Consider the following 22,284-nt stretch of genomic DNA (forward strand, 5'->3'; position numbering starts at 1 on the left):
AGAATAAAAACAGCCACGAATTAATAATAAGTAGTGATATCGTAGAAAAACCTTATCAAATAAAGACGTATTTAATAAGACCTATGAAACGAAATGAAACTATATAATATGAAAGTATATTTTTAGAACACAAGTTCAACAAATGGAAGGGGAATGTTTATTTATCAAGGGGATCTAATACAGTTTAATTAAAAGGTTATTATTTGCTCACATTTTGCTCACAAATAATATAAAAACATGTGAAAAAATATGAAATACCCTTTTGAAGTAGAATATAATATAACAAATAAAAAGCGTCGCAAATGCTTGTATAACAGGCATTTGCGACGCTTTTATAGTTTTTCTGAACATAAAATAAACAACCCTAAAACTGTTCATTCTTCTCCCAAGATTCAACGATATAATGTGCAATCGTCGGATTGAAGCCTTTACCAACTAAAAACATAATCGCAGCAACTTCTGTTAATGCGTGTTCGTGTGATGTATGTTTTGCTTCATTTAAACCGTAATCTACCCATGGTTTTACGAAATCTAGTACCGGTTTCTTGAAAGGTAAAAACTGTGTACCGACAACTTGTTGAATTTGTTGTTGTGTTGGTTCAGTAATTGGTCCAGGTGGTAAGATTTGTGGTTGTGTAATGTCTAGTGTTGGTCCAGGCGGTAAAATTTGTGGTTGAGTTGGATCTATTGTTGGTGGTTTAGGTGGTGAGACACGTGCGTCGTAGTTTGGTTGATACATTTGTTGTTGATATTGCGGTTGTTGTGGTTGAGTTGTGTATGGGTTTTGTGGTGCTACATATGAATTTTGTTGATATTGTTGTTCTTGGTTTTGTGGTGGTACATATGGATTTTGTTGATATTGTTGTTCTTGGTTTTGTGGTGCTGCATATGGATTTTGTTGATATTGTTGTTCTTGATTTTGTGGTGCTGCATATGGATTTTGTTGATATTGTTGTTCTTGGTTTTGTGGTATTACATATGGATTTTGAGGATATTCATAATTTGGACGTGTTTCATATGGATTTTGTTGAAATTCAGTTTCTTGATTTTGCGTTGTTGCATATGGGTTTTCGTCATATTGTGGTTCTTGCTGTTGTAACTCTTGTTCTTCGTATTGTTCTGTGTATCTCTGTTCTTGTTGTTGAGGATACAATGGTTGCCTTGGATAAGGCGGTTGATTATTATAGAACATGTTTATTCCTCCTTCATGATGATGCCTACCACCTAGTGTATGGGCGGACAAGAAAATATGTGATGAAAAAATGCGGGCGTGTTACAATAAGTAACTGGGTGAAGATAAAATGACAAAACAAGAAAAAATTCAAAAAACAATTACTTTTGTAAAACATATTTTAGAAAAAGATGCGAGTGGGCATGATTGGTATCATATTGAACGTGTACATAAAATGGCGATTTCTTTATCTGAGCAAGAAGGTGGAAATCGTTTTATAATTGAAATGGCAGCATTACTTCACGATGTGGCAGATGAAAAGCTAAATGAAAGTGAAGAAGCAGGAATGAAAAAAGTTTCTGATTGGTTAGAAGAGCTACGTGTTGAAGAAAAGGAAAGTAAACATATTCTTCATATCATCGCCAATATGTCTTATAAAGGTGGCCATGGCGGTAAAGTGGATTCACTTGAAGGGAAGCTTGTTCAAGATGCGGATCGCTTAGACGCCCTTGGAGCAATTGGAATAGCTCGTACCTTTGCATATGGCGGGGCGAAAGGGAGATTAATGTATGACCCAACTATTCCGCCGCGTGAAGAAATGACGAAAGAAGAGTATAGAAAAAATAATGATCCATCTTTAAATCATTTTTATGAAAAACTTTTGAAATTAAAAGATTTAATGAATACGAATGCAGCAAAACAAGAGGCTGAAATTCGTCATCGTTATATGGAACAGTTTATTGAACAATTTATGAAAGAGTGGAATGCACAAATATGAAAATGTTAACTGTGGAGAACTTATCAAAATCATATGGAGAAAAGCCGTTATTTGATGGATTATCATGTAGTATTACAGAAGGACAACGTGTCGGAATTATCGGTGTAAACGGAACTGGTAAATCGACATTATTAAAAATAATTGCAGGATTAGAAACTCCTGATACAGGTGATATGACGTATTCACGTGGGTATACAATTAGTTATTTATCACAGCAACCAGAGTTTGATGAAAAACTAACAGTATTAGAGCAAGTGTTCCATGGTGATACACCTTTAATTCGTCTTCTTCGTGATTATGAAAAAGCACTATTAAATATTGAAAAAGATCCAAGTAATGAAAAAGTACAGGAACAATTATTTGCAGTGCAGCAACGTATGGATGCAATGAGTGCATGGGAAGCAAATGCAAATGCGAAATCTCTTTTAACGAAATTAGGAATTACAGATTTCACTGCAATTGTTGGGAATTTATCTGGTGGACAGAAAAAACGTATCGCAATGGCACAATGTTTTATTGAAACACCTGATTTATTAATTTTAGACGAGCCTACGAACCATCTTGACCATGAGACAGTTGAATGGTTAGAAGAATATTTAGCAAGATATACAGGTGCGGTATTACTTGTAACCCATGATCGTTATTTCTTAGATCGTGTGACGAACCGTATTTTTGAATTAGATAATGGTAAATTATATAGCTACGAAGGAAACTATAGTACATTTTTAGAAGCGAAAGCACTTCGTGAAGAGCAAGAATTGGCACAAGAATCGAAACGCCAAAATTTATATCGTCGTGAACTTGCTTGGATTCGTCGTGGTGCAAAAGCCCGTTCTACGAAACAAAAGGCGCGTATTCAGCGTTTTGATGAGCTAAAGGAACTAGAAGGACCAGCTGCAAAACAGTCAGTTGATATTGCACTTAGCGGTAGCCGTCTTGGGAAAAAAGTACTTGAGTTAAAAGATGTAACGAAAAAATTTGGTGATAAAACGGTATTAAACAACTTTAATCATATCGTGAAACCAGGCGATCGCATCGGAATTATTGGAGCGAATGGAAGCGGGAAATCTTCGCTATTAAATATGCTTGCAGGTAAGTTATCTCCTGATAGTGGTGAAATTGAAGTTGGGCAAACTGTAAAAGTTGCTTATTATACGCAAGAAAATGAAGAGATGAATTTAAATCAGCGTATGATTGAATACATTAAAGAGATTGCAGAAGTTATTCATACAACAGATGGAAAAGTAATTGGTGCATCTCAAATGTTAGAACGTTTCTTATTCCCGACTCATTCACATGGTACACCGCTTGGTAAACTATCTGGTGGTGAAAGAAGACGTTTATATTTATTACGTATTTTAATGGGAGAACCAAACGTACTTTTACTTGATGAACCTACGAATGATCTAGATACACAAACATTAACAGTACTAGAAGATTATTTAGAAGATTTCCCAGGTGTCGTTTTAACTGTATCGCATGACCGTTACTTCTTAGATAAAGTAGTAGATGAACTGTTCATCTTTACTGGCGGAGGCGAAGTGCGTGAGTTCCTAGGTAGTTATACAGATTATTTAGAAATGGAAAAAACGAGAGAACTTATGGAGAAAGCGGAAGTTCAAAAAGAGAAAAAAGTAGTAGAAGAAGCTCCAAAACAACAACGTAAACGTAAACTTTCATACAATGAGCAGCGTGAATGGGAAACGATTGAAGATACAATTGCCGAACTTGAAGAAAAAATTGAGTCAATTGGAGAAGAACTTGCGAAAGTTGGATCTGACTTCACAAAGGCACAAGAATTATCTGAAGCACAGCAGAAAACAGAAGAAGAGCTAGAAAAAAAGATGGAAAGATGGAGTGAACTATCAGACATCGTTGAAGGATTAAAATAAAAACAAGCTGCATATATTGAAAAGTAAAGAGAAAAACTTTACACTATTGGTAGAACCTATTTTAGGAGGGAAAAAATGAGAACATCTAATCCAATGTTGAAAAAAGAGGCATTCCGTAAAGAGGGAGCAAGCGCTTCTGCGATGACAATTGGCGGAACAGTAGGCAAAACGTTCATTATGCTTATCTTGCTACTTGCAACGTCTGTCTATTCATACATACAGATGATGCAGGGGACGATGAAGATGCCGGTATTAATTGGTGCTTTAATCGTTGCGGCAATCATCGCATTTGCGTCTATGTTCTTCCCGCGTATTTCACCTTTTGGTGCACCAATCTATGCGGCGGTAGAAGGGGTTGTGTTAGGAAGTATTTCAGCAGTTTATACAATGAAATTTGGCGATTCTATCGTTTTAAATGCTGTATTACTAACAATCTCAATTCTATTTGCAATGTTAGTGTTATATGCAACACGCGTAGTAAAAGTAACGGATAAATTCCGTACAGGCGTTATGGCAGCAACACTCGGAATTATGGTTATGTATTTAGTCGTATTCCTACTAAATATGTTTGGTGTAACTGTTCCATACATTCACCAAGGTGGTACAATCGGTATTATTATTAGTGCAGTTGTTATTGTAGTTGCTGCATTAAACTTATTACTAGATTTCGATTTAATCGAAAATGGTGTACGTAGTCAAGCTCCGAAATATATGGAGTGGTATACTGCGATGGGACTAATGCTTACATTAGTATGGTTATACTTAGAAATTCTTCGTTTCGTTTCTTACTTTACGAAAAATGACTAATAAAAAAATCCTGCATGAAAAATGCAGGATTTTTTTATTTTCAAAGATATATTGAACGTATGGTATAATATGGATGTTATCAACTTGAATTGAAGGAGATGGAATATGATGAAAGAGAAGAAGGGGATTATGAAAAAACTATTTTCTAAAAGTTTTTTCATAGAACTAGATGAAGCTTTAACGTATCCATCATCAGAAGTTATTACTTCAGCGATTGAAGGATATGCAACTGAATGCAATGAAAGACTAAAATTTGAGAGGAAAGTTAAACCGATTACTTTCTACTTAGAAAATGTAATGTACCGTGCTGAAATAAAGATGGCTCGCGGAGGATATTACATATCTTGTACTGAAGTGTAATAAATTTTGAAACCATACATGTTTGAACTATGTATGGTTTCTTTTTTTGTTTTGTAAGGTCTAAAATAATACTTTTTACTTACGGATATATCATTTTGTGCTTTTTACCATTCATACATTTCTTCTTACAATGGAGAAAAATATGTGAGGTGGTATAACTTATGATGAATAGAGTTGTATTAATCGGTAGATTGACAAAGGAGCCAGAATTATACTACACAAAACAAGGCGTTGCTTATGCAAGAATATGTATTGCGGTGAATAGAGGATTTCGAAATAGTTTAGGTGAACAACAAGTCGATTTTATTAATTGTGTCGTTTGGCGAAAATCGGCTGAGAATGTAACTGAATATTGTAAGAAGGGATCACTTGTTGGGATTACAGGGCGTATTCAGACGAGTAATTACGATGATGAACAAGGCAAGAGAATATATAGAACTGAAGTTGTGATTGAGAGTATTACCTTTTTGGAGAGAAGGCGGGAGGGGGCATCGTAATAAAAGGTGATTTTAAGTAATAGCTACGGAAAAAATTGTGGAAAGTATTTTAATAAACTTAAAGAAGGAGTACCGCCAGCTTTTTTGGGAAAACAAGTGAAGAGTATACAAAATTTTATAACGTTTTTTGGCTAATCCAGTAACAATCGAGAACCGTAAAACCCATGCCAGGATAGGAATGTATAAAAAGAAGAATCGAGTGATAGAAAATAAAAAAGGGGTTCCTTTCTGAGAGTAAGGAATCCCTCTTTTTATTGTTTCTTGCAAGTGAATTATTTAAATTCTTGTCTATATAATTTAAACGAATAAATAGCTCCAACGAAGAATACAAAGGCTTCAAATAATATAAAGATTTGACGGAAATTCTCAATATCTTTACCAACTAAAGAAATAAATATGCAATTCATTAGAATTTGAGTAGTAAACATACAAGAAATAAGTTTAAAATGAATAGGAGTTGTTCTTTCATCTGGTTTACCAATTTTTTTGTAAATAATAATAAGTGTAATTACTGAACCCAAAAATAGAAGTGCTGTAAGTCCTACAACGATATTGAAATTTCCTGTACTTTCTAACATCCATTTATTTAATAAATCAATCATTATTATCTTCCTTTCCTACATAAGAGAATATTTCGTTCTTCTTTTTCACTATAATAAAAAAAGAAAAAGGAAAACATCGAACTTTCTTACAAATACTCGTGTATTCTTACAGTTTTGTCATTTTGCAAATGTATTCATCGCCTTGTCTTTCACTATTTTCTTTGGAAAACATAGTGAATTACGAGAAAGAGCGCTACAAGATCAACTTCCGAGAACGAAAAATATGTAAATAAGCTGTCTATATGGACAGCTTATTATATTTTTTTGCTTAGCGTGTGTTTTTTTTAATACTGGCGGTACCTCAAGAAATGGATAAAAAATAAAAAGCATCGGAAACGAAAGCTTTTAAAACCTCATTCCTAATTTGAAATGTAAAAAGAATGAAATAGTATGGCAATGGGAAGAAAGTATTGAAATTAAGCATCCGAGTAGGAGTATAGAGTGATAACATGTTACAATACAGCTAAGAACACGCAATAAAGGAGAGTTTTTTACGTGAAGATTAAAGCAATTGAACCGACGCCAAGTCCAAATACAATGAAAGTTATTTTGAATGAAGTATTACCATCAGGAGCGCGTAATAATTATACAAATGAAAATAAAGAACAAGCACCAATGCAAGTGCAAGAAATTTTGAAAATTGAAGGTATTAAAGGTGTGTATCATGTTGCTGACTTTTTAGCAGTCGAGCGAAATGCAAAGTATGACTGGAAAGTTTTATTACAACAAGTTCGTGCTGTTTTTGGCGAAGAAGTAGTGGAAGAAAGTGAAGAACAACAACTTGCTCATTTTGGAGAAGTGAAAGTGTTTGTTCAAATGTTCTTTACAATTCCAATGCAAGTAAAGTTAACAGATGGAACATCGGAAGAACGTGTTGGATTACCAGATCGTTTCAAAGAATCAATTATGAAAGTACAAATGTCTGCACCAAACGTTGTAAAAGAGCGTAAATGGGTAGAACAAAGTACACGTTACGGTAATTTTGAAGAAATCGGGAAAGAAGTAGTAGAAGAGATTGTTGCTGCTTATTCAGAAGAACGTGTAAATGAAACGGTTAAAGAATTATTAAATCAAGCAGGTGCTGTTGAAGTAACGATTCAAAAGCGTGAGCCATATAAAGTAACAGAAGAGATGATGAAAGATTCTGACTGGAAAAACCGTTTTGCAGCATTAGAACAAATGGATCCTACTGAAGAAGATATTCCAGTGTTGAAGATGGCGTTAGATGATGAAAAAGTTTCGATCCGCCGTTTAGCAACAGCTTATTTAGGTATGGTAAAAGGTGATGGAGTACTGCCATTATTATATAAAGCGTTATTAGATCGTTCAGTAAGTGTTCGCCGTACAGCAGGCGATTGCTTATCAGACGTAGGTGATCCGGCAGCGATGTTCGTTATGATTAAATCTCTGAAAGATCCAAGTAAATTAGTACGCTGGCGTGCAGCGATGTTCTTATTTGAACTTGGAGATGAAAGTGCGATTCCAGCATTAAAAGCAGCGCAAGATGATCCAGAGTTTGAAGTAGCGATGCAAGCACGTCTAGCATTAGAGCGTATTGAAGGCGGAGAAGAAGCAAAAGGTTCTGTATGGAAACAAATGACGGAGTCTCGTAAAGGGGAATAATGTATGATTGTTTTCTACGATAGTTGGTGTCCGATGTGTACGGCCGTTGCAGAACGTACGAAAAAATTAGATAAAAAGGGTAAGATGAAATTTGTTTCATTTCGAAATGAAGATGTAGTTGAGAAATATAAGCTTTCTCAAGAACTACAAAGTAAGATGGAACAAAGACTGTATATTTTTAAAAATAATAAGTGGTATGACGGCATTCAGAGCATAGATGTATTAGCAAAGGCCGTTCCATCTTATTGGTTTGCCGTTCCTTTTATAAAGCTATCCATCGTACTTGGTTTTGGAAGTAAAGTATACGATTATATCGCTAACAATAGAAAACTTGTTCCAGTGGGACATTGCCGCGGTGGGGTTTGTGAAATCCCTACAAAAAAATGAAATCATCGTTATCTTTCTTTTGCACCTATTAATAGAGCGTGATATGATGAATTTGGAATGAAAGTTGAAGGAGAGATTACAAGATGTCAAATGCTTATGAAGAATACATGCGCCAAATGGTAATCCCAATGCGCCAAGAGTTAGTGCGTTCTGGGTTTGAAGAGTTAACTACAGAAGAAGCTGTAACAGAATTTATGGAAAATACATCAGGTACAACTTTAGTAGTTGTAAACTCTGTTTGTGGTTGTGCAGCTGGTTTAGCACGTCCATCAGCAGGTCAAGCGGTTGTTCGTGCTGAAAAACAACCTGATCATCTTGTAACTGTATTCGCAGGTCAAGATAAAGATGCTACTGCAAAAATGCGTGAATACTTCGGAGAAATTCCTCCATCTTCACCATCTATGGCATTATTAAAAGGAAAAGAAGTTGTTCACTTCATTCACCGTCATGAAATTGAAGGTGCAACTATGGACGAAATTATTACGAACTTAGAGCAAGCTTTCGAAAAGAATTGCTAAAGAAGGGGGAGAGTAAATCTCCCTCTTTTCTTTATATAGAGGTGAAACAATGATCGTAACAACAGCTGGAAGAACAAACAAAGAAATGACAGATTATGCAAACAAGGTAGCAGCAGAATTAAATGCTTCTTTCGTTAAACGTAATGACATACCAGTACATAAGCTGCATGAGCAGTATGAACAAGATGTGCTTGTCGTAGGGAAGAACCGATTAGCTATTTATCCAAAAGGTACGGAAGAACCGTTTTTCTTTCATCCGAACTCAGCGATGTTTCGTGTGAAAAGGTTAATGCGTGGAGAACACGATCCGTTTGTACAAGCCACGCAATTAGAGAGAGGAATGACAGTGTTAGATTGTACGCTCGGGATGGCATCAGATAGTATTGTAGCTAGTTATGTTGTTGGTGAAAGCGGAAAAGTAACAGGACTTGAAGGCAATGAATATATGGCTTATATTATGGAAAATGGTTTGAAAACATGGTCTTCATCCGTTTCTGAAATTGATGAAGCAATGCAAAGAATCCAAGTAAAGCAAACGGAGCATTTTTCATTTTTAGCGCAATGTGAAGACAATAGTTACGATGTCGTTTACCTTGATCCGATGTTTGAAGAAACTGTCATAGAATCCGATGGAATTAAAGGATTAAAACACTTCGCTTTGTATCATGATATTACTGACGAAACAATTGCGGAGGCAAAACGAGTGGCGAGAAAACGTGTCGTTTTAAAAGATCATTTTCGTAGTTCTAGATTTGAAAAACACAATTTTCACGTATACAAAAGAAAAAGTGCTAAGTTTCACTTTGGTTTAATTGACCCTTGCTAATTGTTTGAAAAGATGTATAATAAGCAATAATTAATTAAATATACTGTCTGTGATGAAGAGAGTAGTCTTTTTTAGAAGGAAAGCGAGCTAGGGATGGTGTGAGCCTAGTACGGAAGAAAAAGATGAAGCGCACTTCGGAGATGCTTCTTGAACGAATAGTAGAGAAAGCCGAGGCCCCCTGTCCTCGTTATAAACGGGAAAGTGGTTCGTAACGAACAACAAGGGTGGTACCACGGGTTAAAACTCGTCTCTTTTTTAGAGACGAGTTTTTTGTGTTAAAAAAATAAGGAGGTTGTATCATGGATTATAAAATGCAGTTTGCGAAAAGTTTATCGAATATTTTTGTAAATGAATTAACGCAAAATCAAATTTTAGATTTAATCGAAACACCGAAACAAGATGAATTTGGAGATGCAGCGTTCCCATGTTTTTCATTAGCGAAGCAATATAAAAAAGCGCCAGCTATTATCGCAAAGGAAGTGGCGGAGAAGTTAAATGATCCGTTCTTTACAAAAGTAGAAGCCGTTGGTCCTTATGTAAATGTATTTTATAATCGTGAAACTGTAAGTGATGAAGTATTAAAGAAAATTTTAGCTGAGAAAGAAGAGTACGGTCAAAATCACTTTGGATGTGAAAAAACAGTAGTTATCGATTATTCTTCTCCTAATATCGCGAAACCTTTTTCAATGGGGCATTTACGTTCTACAATGATTGGAAATTCACTGAAACATATCGCTGAAAAATGTGGCTATGAAGTTGTAGGAATTAATTATATAGGGGATTGGGGAACACAGTTTGGAAAGTTAATTACGGCTTATAAAAAATGGGGAAATGAAGCAGTGGTGAAAGAGGATCCAATACGTGAGCTATTTAAGTTATATGTTCAGTTTCATGTAGAAGTAAAAGAGAATGATGAATTAGAAGAAGAAGGACGTGCTTGGTTTAAGAAATTAGAAGAAGGTGATGAAGAAGCGGTAGAGCTTTGGAATTGGTTCCGTCACGAATCATTAAAAGAATTTTCTCGTATTTATGAACTCCTCGGTGTGGAATTTACTAATTTTCAAGGCGAAGCTTTCTATAATGATAAAATGGAAGACTTTATTGGGATTTTAGAAGAGCACGACTTACTGGAAGAATCAGAAGGCGCATTAGTTGTTAATTTAGAAGAAGAAGGTATGCCGCCATGCTTAATTAGAAAGTCAGATGGTGCGACGATTTATGCAACGCGTGACTTAACAGCTGCTTTATATCGTCAAAACACTTATGGGTTTGATAAAGCGCTATATGTTGTTGGTCCAGAACAAAGCTTACATTTCAATCAATTTTTCACTGTATTAAAAAAACTTGGCTATACTTGGGTTGATGGTATGGAACACGTACCGTTTGGCTTCATTTTAAAAGATGGTAAGAAAATGTCGACACGTAAAGGAAGAGTTATTTTACTTGAAGAAGTACTTGAGGAAGCAATCGAACTTGCAAAACAAAATATTGAAGAGAAAAATCCAAACTTAAAACAAAAAGAAGTAGTAGCAAAGCAAGTCGGTGTAGGGGCAGTTATTTTCCACGATTTAAAAAATGAGCGTATGCATAATATTGAATTCTCATTAGAAAACATGCTGAAATTTGAAGGAGAAACAGGCCCTTACGTACAGTACACACATGCACGTGCTTGCTCTATTTTAAGAAAAGAAAGTGTAGAATTTGAAACATGTACGTTTGCTTTAAAAGACGATCATAGCTGGAGTGTCGTAAAATTACTAAACAAATTCCCACAAGTAATTGAAGCAGCTTTCAATAAAAATGAGCCATCGATTATTTCGAAATATGTATTAGATGTAGCACAATCGTTTAATAAATATTACGGTAATGTTCGTATATTAGAAGAGAGTGAAGAAAAAGACAGCAGACTCGCATTGGTTTATGCTGTGACGGTTGTGTTAAAAGAAGGATTACGTTTACTTGGGGTGGAGGCTCCTGAGGAGATGTAGCATAAAAGGTGTATGTATCATTACAGATATGTATGCCTTTTTATTTGGTATAGGAGTCATGTAAGCAGTAATCTCACCTTATTAAAACCAATTTCTGGGGGAATTATTAAAAATGTAGGAATGTTTTTGTTAAATGGAGAATTGTAAGGGGTGTATATAAAAGGAGGCGTTAGAGGTTGGAAACATACGATTGGAACAGTAAACTAGCGTATTTAAAAAATACGAGAGATTTATATTACAATAGCGATTATGTAAGTTTTCTAGTGAATTCAGTTTGGAAGATTTCTGAGCCAGTCCATGTTGTTGATTATGGTTGTGGATATGGTTATTTAGGCTTATTATTAATGCCTTTACTTCCAGAAGGATCAAAGTATACAGGCATTGATAGTGGAGAAACATTATTAGCTGAAGCGAGAGAGTTGTTTCGTTTACTTCCGTACGAGTCAGAATTTCTGGAGGGAGATGCTATAGAAATTGAATTGAACGATACATACGATATAGCAATTTGTCATGCCTTCTTATTACATATGAGTTCACCAAAAACGATGCTACAAAAAATGATTCATTCAGTTAAAAGTGGCGGGAAAATAATCTGTTTTGAACCACATTGGATATCAAATATGTCTTCATACACTTTGGATGGAGAGAACCAATCGGAAATTATCCAGCTAGGCATTTTGCAGAATTTATTTGAAAGTGACACGCAGAGGAGTGGAAAAGATGGAAATATTGGTATGAAAATACCGATGTATTTAAGTGAATTAGGTGTGAAAAATATTGAGTGTAGAGTAAGTGATAAAGTGAACTTTTTAGATTCTAATATGCACCATAATGATAAACAAAGTTTGTATCATTCATTAAAAGCAGAGGGGATTGCAGGCAATCCGGGTGATAAGCCGCAATTTATAGAACGTTTAATGGCCAGAGGATTAACATATGATAATGCGCTAGCTCAATATGAAGCTGAACTACGATTTTTTAAAATATTTCATGTGCATTCTTCTTTAGTGTACGCTCCGAATATGAAAATTACATTTGGTGATATAGTATGTTAAAAGATATGATATATAAGGATTGTCATTTAATGTCGATAAGTCGATATTCGACATATAATCGCTGATATATTTGAATTATCGCCGATATAATTTTATGTACTGATTTCAGCTTCTACAAGATAAAAAACCGCATGTTACGTTATTCCATATAATTAAACAAAATACGGAGAAAAACAATCATTTTTACTATATTTTGTTATAAATTTGAATAATATTAATTAATACCATCCATTATAAGAGATTTTAGTTGAATACATACTATATGGTGTGTAAAATCTAAGCAAGTAGCAGTTTAAATATAAATTCGAGGTGAATGCATGCTAGATTTTAAGCAGTTAGAAGCGTGTTTGAAAGATAAGAGATTTGTAGACGGATTACAGGAAATAAATAATGAAATTGCATATATAAAAGAAACGAATACTTTATCCTATGTGAAGAATTGGCTTGCTAATATTCCTTCGCATAAGGAGTTTGACATATTAATTCGCCTTACTGATGAAGGGCTTATGCACCAATACAGTTCATTCCTCATTCGCTACGCTTATAAAAAATTCCCAAATATGAGAACGCTCTCTTTATATTGTGATGAGCTAATTGATGAGCGGAAAATTCTTGAAGCAGAGCAGCTGTTAAAAGAAACTTTAGAAGAGAGTAATAAAGAAGAAATAGATGCAGATTTTTTAGCGAAAACATATTTTACGTTAGTACGATGTCTTTTAGAAATGAAAAGAAATGAAGAAGCGCTAATGTATATGCAAAAGGCAGAGGAGTACAGTACGCGCGTAGGGTTTGATAAATGGGGCTACGTTTATATGCATACAGGCGAATGGGAGAAAGCGGAAGAACAATTTATTGCTGGCATGCAGCATGAAGATTGTGAAGAGTTATCTACCTATTTATTATCACAATTGTATGCAAATAAAGGAGAACAAAAACGTGCGATACAGTTAATTGATGATGCGATTGTAAAGTTCCCACAAGTACCATATTTTCATTTTGAGAAGGTAAAGTATTTATTAGATTTAGAGCAATATGAAGAGATGTTAGCGGTAATAGATAACATAAATACTCAGCTGCCATATAATGCTTATAACACTTACTTTGTACATTTACGTGCAGAAGCGCTGTACAAAATGAATAAATTTGCAGATTTACAAAAGCTATTAAAAGAAGAAAAGAGTTTAAAAGAATCTTTATATCATAATTTAGAAAAAAATCCGGATGGAAAAAAGGTTCACTTGCCGATAGTTCCTATTGTACAAAAGGATAATTATTGTGTTCCGACAAGTTTAGAGATGATGTTGCGTATATGGGGAGAGACACGTACACAAGATGAAATAGCAGAGTTTATTTTTGATATGACAGGATCGAAGTTTTCAGATACTGTTTCTTATTTAGAAGAATTAGGTTATGAATATCGTTATTTTAAAGGGAATGAAGAGAATTATAAGAGACTGATTGACGAAGGAATTCCTGTTTTATTAAGTATAGATATTGAGCATGCTTCACACGTACAAGTTCTATCTGGATATGATGATACATTGCAAGCTTTCTATGTTCAAGATCCAAACTTTATAGAACCAGTTCTTGTAGAATATAGTAAATTACAAGAAAAATATCGTTATACAGGCTGTTTAGCAATCACGTTTGTTCCGAAAGAAAAGAAGGCGCAACTAGCGTTTCTAAGTGAGGAAGAAAATCGTTATTTTAAATCTATTTTTTCTCTTACGGATCATTTAGATGAACATGACAAAGAGGGAATTAGTAACTTAGTACAATTTTTAAAAGAAACGAGCGATAATCCAAATACGTGGCTATATACGATAAAGCACTTAGATGTTGAAGTAGATAAAGAATTTATTTTATATTGTATCGATAAGTTAATGGAAAAGTTTCCGAACTCGGACTTTGTTAAATTGCATGGTGCTCAGTGTTTTATTCGTCTTCAGGAAGTAGAGAAAGCGGAGCAAATGCTGACAAGCGTTGAGAAGAAAAATAATCGTGCATTATATCATTTGATAAATGGAAGATATGCTTTTGAGCAGGAAAGTTATATAGAAGCGATTTCAAGCTTTCGTTCATCGTTACAATTAGACGCAGATCAGCCTATTGCTTGGAGTTTTCTCGCTTTATCCTATATGTATATTGATCAATCTGAAAAAGCATTGCAATACTCTCAAGTTGCGTTAGAGCGTAGCCCTGAAAGGTTCACTTTAACGAATCACGGTTTAATATTAATAGATTTAGAAAGATATGAAGAAGCGTATGAAATCTTTAATGACTTGTTAAAAGAGTATAAATATGAAGCACATGTATGGTATGAACGAGCGAGATGTGCACATCAACTAGGAAAATTATATTTAGCAATAAAAGGGCTTAAAGTAGCGATTCATTTGGATAGTAATGCATCTTACATTTATACGAAACTTTCGGAAATATACGAATCTGATTTGAAGGATGAGGAAAGTACGAAAGAAATTTTATTAAACGGTATTGAGAATTGTGATGATAAAGCACCTCTTTACGTAAAATTAGGTGACTATCATTTTCAAAATGATAGCTTGGAAGAAGCAGAAGTATTGTATAAGCGTGCTTTAGAAGAAAACGATGAGGATGTTTATTCTCACTTCGGACTTACACAAGTGTATATGGCAAGAGAACAATACAAGGAAGCAAAAGAATATATTCTTGGTCTTGAGAAGCAAATTGAAAAGAGCCAAGATTTCCTCATGAATGCAGGAATGGTTTTATGGGATGCTGAAATTGAACTTGGTGGAAATGAAGAAGGGTTTAAAGTAGCGCTATCTAAGTTAGAAAATGGTATAAAGAAAAGTGATTATAATATAGCAAGTGCGTTAGATGAATATGTGAATCGAATTAAAGGAACGGAATTTGTACAACGAGGTATAGCGTTTTTAAGAACGTTACACAAAGAAAGAAATGAAGTAAGTGAGTACGGTTGTTATGCAGGTATTTTATATGAATCTATTGGACAGTATGGCCAAGCGATGAAAAGATATAATAAGGCGATAGAACAAAAGGAAACGGCATTACCGTATTACCGAATTGGTGAAACACTTATGGCATTAGGGCAATTGACGGAAGCAAAACAAGCGTATGAAACATGTTTAGAGCTTGATGGGAATTTCTTAGGTGTACATTTACAGCTTGCGGAAATATACGAAAAAGAAGAAAACCGTTCTAAAGAACAAAGTCATATGGTTCAGGCGATGAAGGAAGAGCCGTTGCATATTAATATGGAATATTTGGCACAGCTTTCAGTAGATATGAATCTTCAGGAAGAATTGCTGACTGAACTAGAACAATTAGAGGAAGAAGTACCTGAAATATGGCGTTTAGATGCGATTGCATATGTGTACGGAGCGATGAATGAAATAGATAAAGAACAAGCACAGATTGAATACGCGCTACAATTAGATGGTGAGCATATAGAAGTTCTATATCATTATGCAAAAGTATTAGTGAAAAAAAGAAATGTAAAAGCAATTGAAGTTGCAATGAAAGTAATACAAAAAGATTTTGATAATGAACGTATATTTGATGTTTATGTAAAAGCAGTAGAGCAACATAAAAAATTGTCTAACATACGAGATTTTCTTCATACGTTAAAGGTGAAAAAAGCAGAAAGAAGTACAGCATTCATGTATGCTGCAGCTGCGGTTACGGAAATATGGATTGAACGCCAGCTGCATGAACAGCCGAAACGATCTATCATTACGAGAGCTTTTTATCGTATGAAAAATCGTGCGAAAGAAATTTCAATGGTTACTATGATAATTGATTTATATGAAATCTCTTTAAAGTTAAATCCGAAAAATAGTATGGCAGCACAGCGATTTGCGCTATTTTATGAGAATGTAGAGATGAATAAAGAAGCGATAGAGATTCTGCACACGTCACTAGAAAATAAATGGGATTATGAAGTAGCGAAGCAACTTGTAAATCTTTTCGTTGAGTGCGAGGAAGAAGATATGTCAAGAGATGCTTTGGAATTAACGAAGCAAATGGTTCGAGAACTACCAGATGATTATGATACTCATCTTCTGCAAGCACAAGTATTCTTTAAAGCAGGGGAAGAAAGAAAAGCAGAAAAGATTACCTTACAATTAACGGAGCAAACACCGTTCGTAAGTAGAGCATTTCTTACTTTAGGAGAAATGTACCAAAGTCAAGAAAGGTTTGAAGAGGCAATTCAAGTATTAGAAAATGCTTCTATACATCATCCAAATGAAACAGTAATTCTTCTTTCTTTAGCGTCTTCATATCATGGGGCCGGCCAAACACTAAAGGCAGAAAAAATAGCAAATGAAGTATTAACAATGGATGCAAGTGATTTGTTAGCAAGATATGATCGTGCTTGTTATTTAGCACAGTTAAATAGAAATGAAGAGGCGAAGGAAGAGCTTGAAATTGTCCTTCGTGAGGATGAATCGGGATTCTTTGCTGAACTTATTGAGGATGATGAAAATTTAGCAGCATTGCGAGAATTTGAAAAGTAATTGTATAAGAATAGGGGAAAAGATAAGGATATATTTTGAATTAGTTGACAATTAGTTGTCAAATGGCATAAAATAACTTTTAACAAAGTATACAAATCTGAAGACGAGAAAGAGTAAAATAGTGAACTGTTCTCCAGAGAGCCGGTATATTGCTGAAAGCCGGTGGGCAGACGTTATTTGAAAATCATCTCCGAGGAGCCGAGGCTGAAAGTAAGTAAGTAAGTAAGTAAGTAAGTAAGCCCGGACGGATGTCTACCGTTACAAAGAACACGTATGATAGTACGTTGCTAAGCGCTATTAGTGAAAAAGCTAATAGAATTAGGGTGGTAACGCGGGTAAACCCGTCCCTACTTCATAGGGACGGGTTTTTTGTGTGCTTTTAAAACATTCAAAGGAGTGATTGTAGATGAAGAAAGTAGATGTAAAAGAGTCAGCTGTAGGGAGAGAAACACGTATTCGTAAGCAGTGGAACGAACAAAGCATTTTTGAACAATCAATTCAGAATCGAGAAGGCGCGCAATCGTTTGTGTTTTATGAAGGACCACCAACGGCGAATGGTTTACCACACGTCGGCCATGCACTTGGTCGGGCAATTAAAGATTTAGTAGCAAGATATAAAACAATGGCTGGTTATAAAGTAGTAAGAAAAGCAGGATGGGATACACACGGTTTACCTGTAGAACTAGGTGTTGAGAAGCAACTTGGTATTTCCGGTAAACATGAGATTGAAGAATATGGTATTGAACCATTTATTCAAAAGTGTAAAGAGAGTGTTTTCACATATGAGAAGCAGTGGCGTGAATTCACTGAAAGTATTGGTTATTGGGTAGATATGGATGATCCATATGTAACTTTAAAGAATCCATATATCGAAAGTGTATGGCATATTTTGGGGACGATCCATGAAAAAGGATTGTTATATAAAGGACATAGAGTTTCACCATACTGCCCAAGCTGCCAAACCTCATTGAGCTCACATGAGGTTGCACAAGGGTATAAAACAGTAAAAGATTTAAGCGCAACTGTGAAGTTTAAAGTGAAAGATAGTGAAAATGAGTATTTCTTAGGCTGGACAACAACGCCTTGGACACTTCCAGCAAACGTAGCGCTTGCTGTCCATCCAAATATGGAATACGTTAAAGCAAAACAAGAAAGTCATGTATACATTGTTGCGAAAGAACGTGTACAAGAAGTATTAAAAGAGAACTATGAAGTATTATCTGTTCATAAAGGCGAAGAATTATTAAACACATCTTATGCAGCCCCATTTCCGATGAAAGAAGTTACAAATGGTTACCGCGTTATCGCAGCAGATTTTGTAACAGCAGATAGTGGTACAGGACTTGTTCATATTGCTCCAGCATATGGAGAAGACGATTATAGAATCGTTCAAAGTGAAGGACTGTCATTCTTGCACGTTGTAGATGAAAAAGGTGAGTATACAGAAGCAGTACCATTTTTAAAAGGGAAATTTGTAAAAGATTGTGATGTGGATATCGTTCGTTATTTAGCGAAGGAAGGTTTACTGTATCATAAAGAAAAATATGAACATAGCTATCCGCATTGCTGGCGTTGTGATTCACCACTACTTTATTATGCAGGAGAAAGTTGGTTAATCCGAACAACTGCAATTAAAGATACATTTTTACAAAATAATGATTCTGTTACTTGGTATCCGGATCATATGAAACATGGACGTTTTGGTAAGTTTTTAGAAAATATGGTGGACTGGAATATTAGCCGAAATAGATATTGGGGAACACCATTAAACGTGTGGGAATGTGAAAGTTGTAATCATCAGTTCGCACCGAAGAGCATTGCCGAATTAAGAAAGCATAGTACGAAAGAAACACCGGAAGATTTGGAATTGCATAAGCCGTATGTAGATGAAGTGCAAGTCTGCTGCGGGAAATGCGGAGGCACAATGAATCGTACACCAGAAGTGATTGATGTTTGGTTTGATAGTGGTTCTATGCCATTTGCACAATATCATTACCCATTTGAAAATAAAGAGTTATTTGAAGAGCAGTTTCCAGCGGATGTTATTGCTGAAGGAATTGATCAAACACGCGGCTGGTTTTATAGTTTATTAGCAGTATCAGCACTATATACAGGAAAAGTACCGTATAAACGAGTGTTATCACTAGGGCATGTTTTAGATGAAGAAGGGCAGAAAATGTCTAAAAGTAAAGGGAATGCACTAGACCCAGTTGATTTAGTAGATAAGTTTGGTGCAGATGCGCTAAGATGGGCTTTACTTGTTGATAGTGCCCCGTGGAATGCGAAGCGTTTTTCTGAAAGAACAGTACTGGAAGCGAAATCTAAATTTGTAGATACATTAGTCAATGTGTATAGCTTCTACGTTTTATATGCAAATTTAGATGAGTATAATCCGAAGGAAACGTATGATGTAAAGCTTACAAAATTAGACGAATGGGTATTATCAAGATTGCATAGTACAACGAAAAAAGTGAGAACTGCACTTGATGATTATCAATTTACGAATGCAGCTCGTGAAATTGCAGTACTTGTAGATGAAGTGAGTAACTGGTATGTAAGACGCTCACGTAATCGTTTCTGGGAATCTGGTATGAACGCTGAGAAAGCAGCTGCATATGAGACACTTCATGAAGTACTTGTAACAATTAGTAAATTAATTGCACCATTTACACCGTTTGTCGCGGAAGACATTCATCTAAATTTAGAAGGAAGCAGCGTTCATTTAGCCGATTATCCGGTTGTAAATGAATCACTACTTCAACCGAAATTAGAAGCGGAAATGGATGCTGTTTTACAAGTTGTTGAACTTGGAAGAAGTAACCGTAATCAGCATTCATTAAAAGTAAAACAGCCGCTAGCAGAACTTGTATTACTTGAGCATAACGAGAATGATATGGATTGGGAATCTTATCGTGATATTGTTATGGATGAGTTAAATGTAAAAGCGTTCCATGTTGAACTCGATGAAACAAAATACACATCATATCAATTGAAGCTCAATTTTAAAACAGCGGGGCCGAAGTTCGGTAAGAATGTGAATGCAGTAAATGGTTGGCTAAAAAAATTATCACAAGAAGAAGTACAAAACTTTGTATCAACAGAAAGAGCAGTTTACGAAGCAACACCAGGAGAAGAAGTAGTTGTAACTGCTGAAGATGTGTTAGTTGAGAAAGTGGCAAAATCAGGATTCTCTAATACGACTAACGGACAATATACGGTTATGTTAGATACGAATGTAACGGAAGAATTGTTACAAGAAGGAGTAGCGCGTGAATTCATTCGTGCGGTTCAAGAATATCGTAAACAGTTGAATTTACCAGTTAATTTACGAGTCGATGTTATTCTCGATACAGAAGTAGAGCTACAGCGAACGTTAACGAACCATAAAGATTTATTGGAAGAAAACTTACTCGTTAAACAATTTACATTTGGTCACTTAACGAACGAAGACGATGAACTTTCTTTAGGTGAAACAAAACTTAGAATTAAATTAAGTGCAGCTAATTAAAGAAAAAAGGAAGTTGGAATCATTCCAACTTCCTTTTTCTTATGGAGGGAAATTAACTAGCTAATTTCCTCATAATCCATTCGATAGGTCCTCTAGAAAATTTCTTTCTCCATAATACGCTAAACAAAATACTGAAAATAAAAAATATAGTAGCAAATAATAAAACGAAAAGTAGTGTTTGATGTTCCATTCTATTGAATAGAATTAATGCTCCAATACCGATAAATACATGACTTACATAATGAGTTAATGTTAATTGACCTGTTTGTATAATGGAAGTAACAAACCAATTATTTTCATATTTTTCAGTGATATAGAGGCAAAGTATTAATATAGCAATAGCGGATCCTGTAGCAGATAAAATATATAATATATTTGGTAAAATGGGTCCTGTATTAAACAAAAATGTAGCAGCTTCTTTGCCAATGTGTGGAATGAAGTAATATGTGAGCCCCTTTGATAAAAGTTCTATCAGTATGGTGAATGTAATACCGAGCAAGAGCAACCTATCTCTAACCTTTTTATTATGAAGATCTAATCTGCCAATTATCATACCGATTAAGAAGAACGAAAACCAAGGGAAAAAAGGGTGATAACCATTAAAGAATAGATTGCGAAGAAAACCGTTTACTGTCCAGAAGTCTACATAGTTTATAAATGGAGTAGGGCCTCCCCAACCTTCGAAAGTATTGAAAGTAAGCTGAAGAGATTGTGCCAAGAGTAGGATAATAATAGATAACGAGAGTAATGCTTTTTTTCGGACTGTAATGAGTAATGCAGCAACGAAAAGGTAAACACCGTAGTAGTGTAATATATCCCCAGTCCACTCCATTACGTATAAAAATAATCCTAAAATAAATAAGAATAGTGCCCGTTTCCAGATGATTTTTCGGCTATTAGAAATTTTTATTTTTTCATTGCTAGCAACAGATGATCTAGTCATTAAAGATATGCCAATGCCAGCAAGTATAACAAACAAGGCAGAAGCTCTACCTTCAAAAAGTGACATGAAAGTTATTAAAAATGGGGGACCATTTCCTACTGCACTTGTTATCACCATAAAATTAACAAGCAGCATACCAAACATCGCCAAGGCCCTAGCAAAGTCTAAGCCGATAATTCGTTTTTTAGTATTCAATTCAATCCCTTCTTTCAAAAATACTGTTTACAGCTTCCATCCATATTTGTCTATAATCTATATCCACATGTAACATCATAAAATTCCCGACATTATCAAGCACTAATGCTAACATATGAGCTTTTGAAACTAGATTTTTATTTTCAATCAATTGCAGCTCATTTGCTTTTGTAAGGAGTGATTCAAATCCTTGTAAATATTCTGTTTGCACAGTTAGTAATCGATCTTTGTACATATCATTTCTTGAAGATAGTAATACATATTCCTGCAACACACGATTAAAATAAGGATCGTTCTGCTGTTCATCAATTATTTTGAATCCAATTTCAATGCATTTCTCAATAAAATTTTCTTTCGTAAACTCTTCTTTATGGAAGAAGGAAGAAAACTGCATCGCAGCACATAATTCTGTGAAAATACATTCGATTAATGCATCTTTAGATTTAAAGTAATAATAAATGGACGGTTTAGCAATTCCGACTTCTTCAGCAATCATTGAATAAGTCGTTTTGGTAATACCATGTCCGGCAAACAGTCGATAGCTTGCTTCCATAATTGAAGAGAGTGTTTCTTCACTTTTGCTCATAATAAAGCCTCCTAAAAAAAGGTTATAT

Annotated in this window: 17 protein-coding genes, 1 pseudogene and 2 other annotated features; of the genes and pseudogenes, 14 read left to right on the forward strand and 4 right to left on the reverse strand. The window is 35.0% G+C overall.

The annotated features are described in order from the left end of the window. Window positions 1-364 precede the first annotated feature (364 nt). Window positions 365-1,192 carry a hypothetical protein gene (locus ACTJJY_RS21320; protein WP_440606468.1) on the reverse strand — a complete coding sequence of 276 codons (828 nt, stop codon included), beginning with the start codon at window positions 1,190-1,192 and terminating at the stop codon, window positions 365-367. Window positions 1,193-1,301: 109 nt separating this feature from the next. Between ACTJJY_RS21320 and ACTJJY_RS21325 the strand changes: the two genes are divergently transcribed. The 5 genes from ACTJJY_RS21325 to ACTJJY_RS21345 all read left to right on the forward strand — a co-directional run bounded on the left by ACTJJY_RS21325 (window position 1,302) and on the right by ACTJJY_RS21345 (window position 5,505). After that, a complete protein-coding gene (locus ACTJJY_RS21325) occupies window positions 1,302-1,949 on the forward strand; it encodes an HD domain-containing protein (protein WP_000165969.1) in 648 nt (215 codons plus the stop codon). After that, entirely contained in the window at window positions 1,946-3,841 is a 1,896-nt protein-coding gene (locus ACTJJY_RS21330; RefSeq protein ID WP_440606469.1) for an ABC-F family ATP-binding cassette domain-containing protein, read from the forward strand. The genes ACTJJY_RS21325 and ACTJJY_RS21330 overlap by 4 nt, the downstream gene beginning before the upstream one ends. A gap of 75 nt (window positions 3,842-3,916) precedes the next feature. Continuing rightward, the gene (locus ACTJJY_RS21335) at window positions 3,917-4,648 is read left to right on the forward strand and encodes a Bax inhibitor-1/YccA family protein (protein WP_001260655.1); all 732 of its coding nucleotides are present in this window, start codon (window positions 3,917-3,919) and stop codon (window positions 4,646-4,648) included. A 105-nt stretch (window positions 4,649-4,753) separates the two neighbouring features. Continuing rightward, window positions 4,754-5,008, forward strand: coding sequence for a DUF4318 domain-containing protein (locus ACTJJY_RS21340; RefSeq protein ID WP_440606470.1), 255 nt, complete (start codon window positions 4,754-4,756; stop codon window positions 5,006-5,008). A 161-nt stretch (window positions 5,009-5,169) separates the two neighbouring features. Then, the gene (locus tag ACTJJY_RS21345; RefSeq protein ID WP_000982013.1) at window positions 5,170-5,505 is read left to right on the forward strand and encodes a single-stranded DNA-binding protein; all 336 of its coding nucleotides are present in this window, start codon (window positions 5,170-5,172) and stop codon (window positions 5,503-5,505) included. 272 nt (window positions 5,506-5,777) lie between these two features. Here ACTJJY_RS21345 and ACTJJY_RS21350 read toward each other — a convergent pair whose 3' ends face one another. Further along, window positions 5,778-6,107: a 6-aminohexanoate hydrolase gene (locus ACTJJY_RS21350; protein ID WP_440606471.1), complete on the reverse strand. Its 330-nt coding sequence runs from the start codon at window positions 6,105-6,107 to the stop codon at window positions 5,778-5,780. Between the two features lie 139 nt (window positions 6,108-6,246). Between ACTJJY_RS21350 and ACTJJY_RS21355 the strand changes: the two are divergent. The 9 genes and pseudogenes from ACTJJY_RS21355 to ileS all read left to right on the forward strand — a co-directional run. Further along, window positions 6,247-6,321, forward strand: a pseudogene (locus ACTJJY_RS21355) (transposase); the annotation flags it as partial. A gap of 281 nt (window positions 6,322-6,602) precedes the next feature. Further along, on the forward strand, window positions 6,603-7,730 hold the full coding sequence (locus tag ACTJJY_RS21360; RefSeq protein WP_440606472.1) for a conserved virulence factor C family protein: 1,128 nt from the start codon (window positions 6,603-6,605) through the stop codon (window positions 7,728-7,730). Between the two features lie 3 nt (window positions 7,731-7,733). Next, window positions 7,734-8,117, forward strand: coding sequence for a thiol-disulfide oxidoreductase DCC family protein (locus tag ACTJJY_RS21365; RefSeq protein WP_000634891.1), 384 nt, complete (start codon window positions 7,734-7,736; stop codon window positions 8,115-8,117). Window positions 8,118-8,200: 83 nt separating this feature from the next. Further along, on the forward strand, window positions 8,201-8,635 hold the full coding sequence (locus ACTJJY_RS21370; protein WP_000063706.1) for a BrxA/BrxB family bacilliredoxin: 435 nt from the start codon (window positions 8,201-8,203) through the stop codon (window positions 8,633-8,635). A gap of 49 nt (window positions 8,636-8,684) precedes the next feature. Next, window positions 8,685-9,461, forward strand: a complete 777-nt coding sequence (locus ACTJJY_RS21375; protein ID WP_440606473.1) for a class I SAM-dependent methyltransferase — start codon at window positions 8,685-8,687, stop codon at window positions 9,459-9,461. A 40-nt stretch (window positions 9,462-9,501) separates the two neighbouring features. After that, window positions 9,502-9,716: a binding site (T-box leader), on the forward strand. A 44-nt stretch (window positions 9,717-9,760) separates the two neighbouring features. Further along, window positions 9,761-11,449, forward strand: a complete 1,689-nt coding sequence (gene argS, locus ACTJJY_RS21380) for an arginine--tRNA ligase (RefSeq protein ID WP_440606474.1) — start codon at window positions 9,761-9,763, stop codon at window positions 11,447-11,449. A 176-nt stretch (window positions 11,450-11,625) separates the two neighbouring features. Continuing rightward, window positions 11,626-12,504, forward strand: a complete 879-nt coding sequence (locus ACTJJY_RS21385; protein WP_440606475.1) for a class I SAM-dependent methyltransferase — start codon at window positions 11,626-11,628, stop codon at window positions 12,502-12,504. Window positions 12,505-12,821: 317 nt separating this feature from the next. Next, entirely contained in the window at window positions 12,822-17,024 is a 4,203-nt protein-coding gene (locus tag ACTJJY_RS21390) for a tetratricopeptide repeat protein (protein WP_440606476.1), read from the forward strand. 91 nt (window positions 17,025-17,115) lie between these two features. Continuing rightward, window positions 17,116-17,376 (forward strand) — a binding site (T-box leader). Between the two features lie 54 nt (window positions 17,377-17,430). Next, window positions 17,431-20,532 carry an isoleucine--tRNA ligase gene (gene ileS / locus ACTJJY_RS21395; RefSeq protein WP_440606477.1) on the forward strand — a complete coding sequence of 1,034 codons (3,102 nt, stop codon included), beginning with the start codon at window positions 17,431-17,433 and terminating at the stop codon, window positions 20,530-20,532. A 52-nt stretch (window positions 20,533-20,584) separates the two neighbouring features. On the opposite strand, the gene ACTJJY_RS21400 is transcribed toward ileS, so the two are convergent. Together ACTJJY_RS21400 and ACTJJY_RS21405 are read right to left on the reverse strand one after the other, a co-directional pair. Next, window positions 20,585-21,670, reverse strand: coding sequence for a DUF418 domain-containing protein (locus tag ACTJJY_RS21400; RefSeq protein ID WP_440606478.1), 1,086 nt, complete (start codon window positions 21,668-21,670; stop codon window positions 20,585-20,587). A 1-nt stretch (window position 21,671) separates the two neighbouring features. Continuing rightward, window positions 21,672-22,256: a TetR/AcrR family transcriptional regulator gene (locus ACTJJY_RS21405; RefSeq protein WP_440606479.1), complete on the reverse strand. Its 585-nt coding sequence runs from the start codon at window positions 22,254-22,256 to the stop codon at window positions 21,672-21,674. Window positions 22,257-22,284 lie beyond the last annotated feature (28 nt).

Origin of the sequence: Bacillus sp. 22475 (assembly GCF_052044835.1) — a bacterium.
Taxonomy (GTDB): Bacteria; Bacillota; Bacilli; order Bacillales; family Bacillaceae_G; genus Bacillus_A; species Bacillus_A cereus.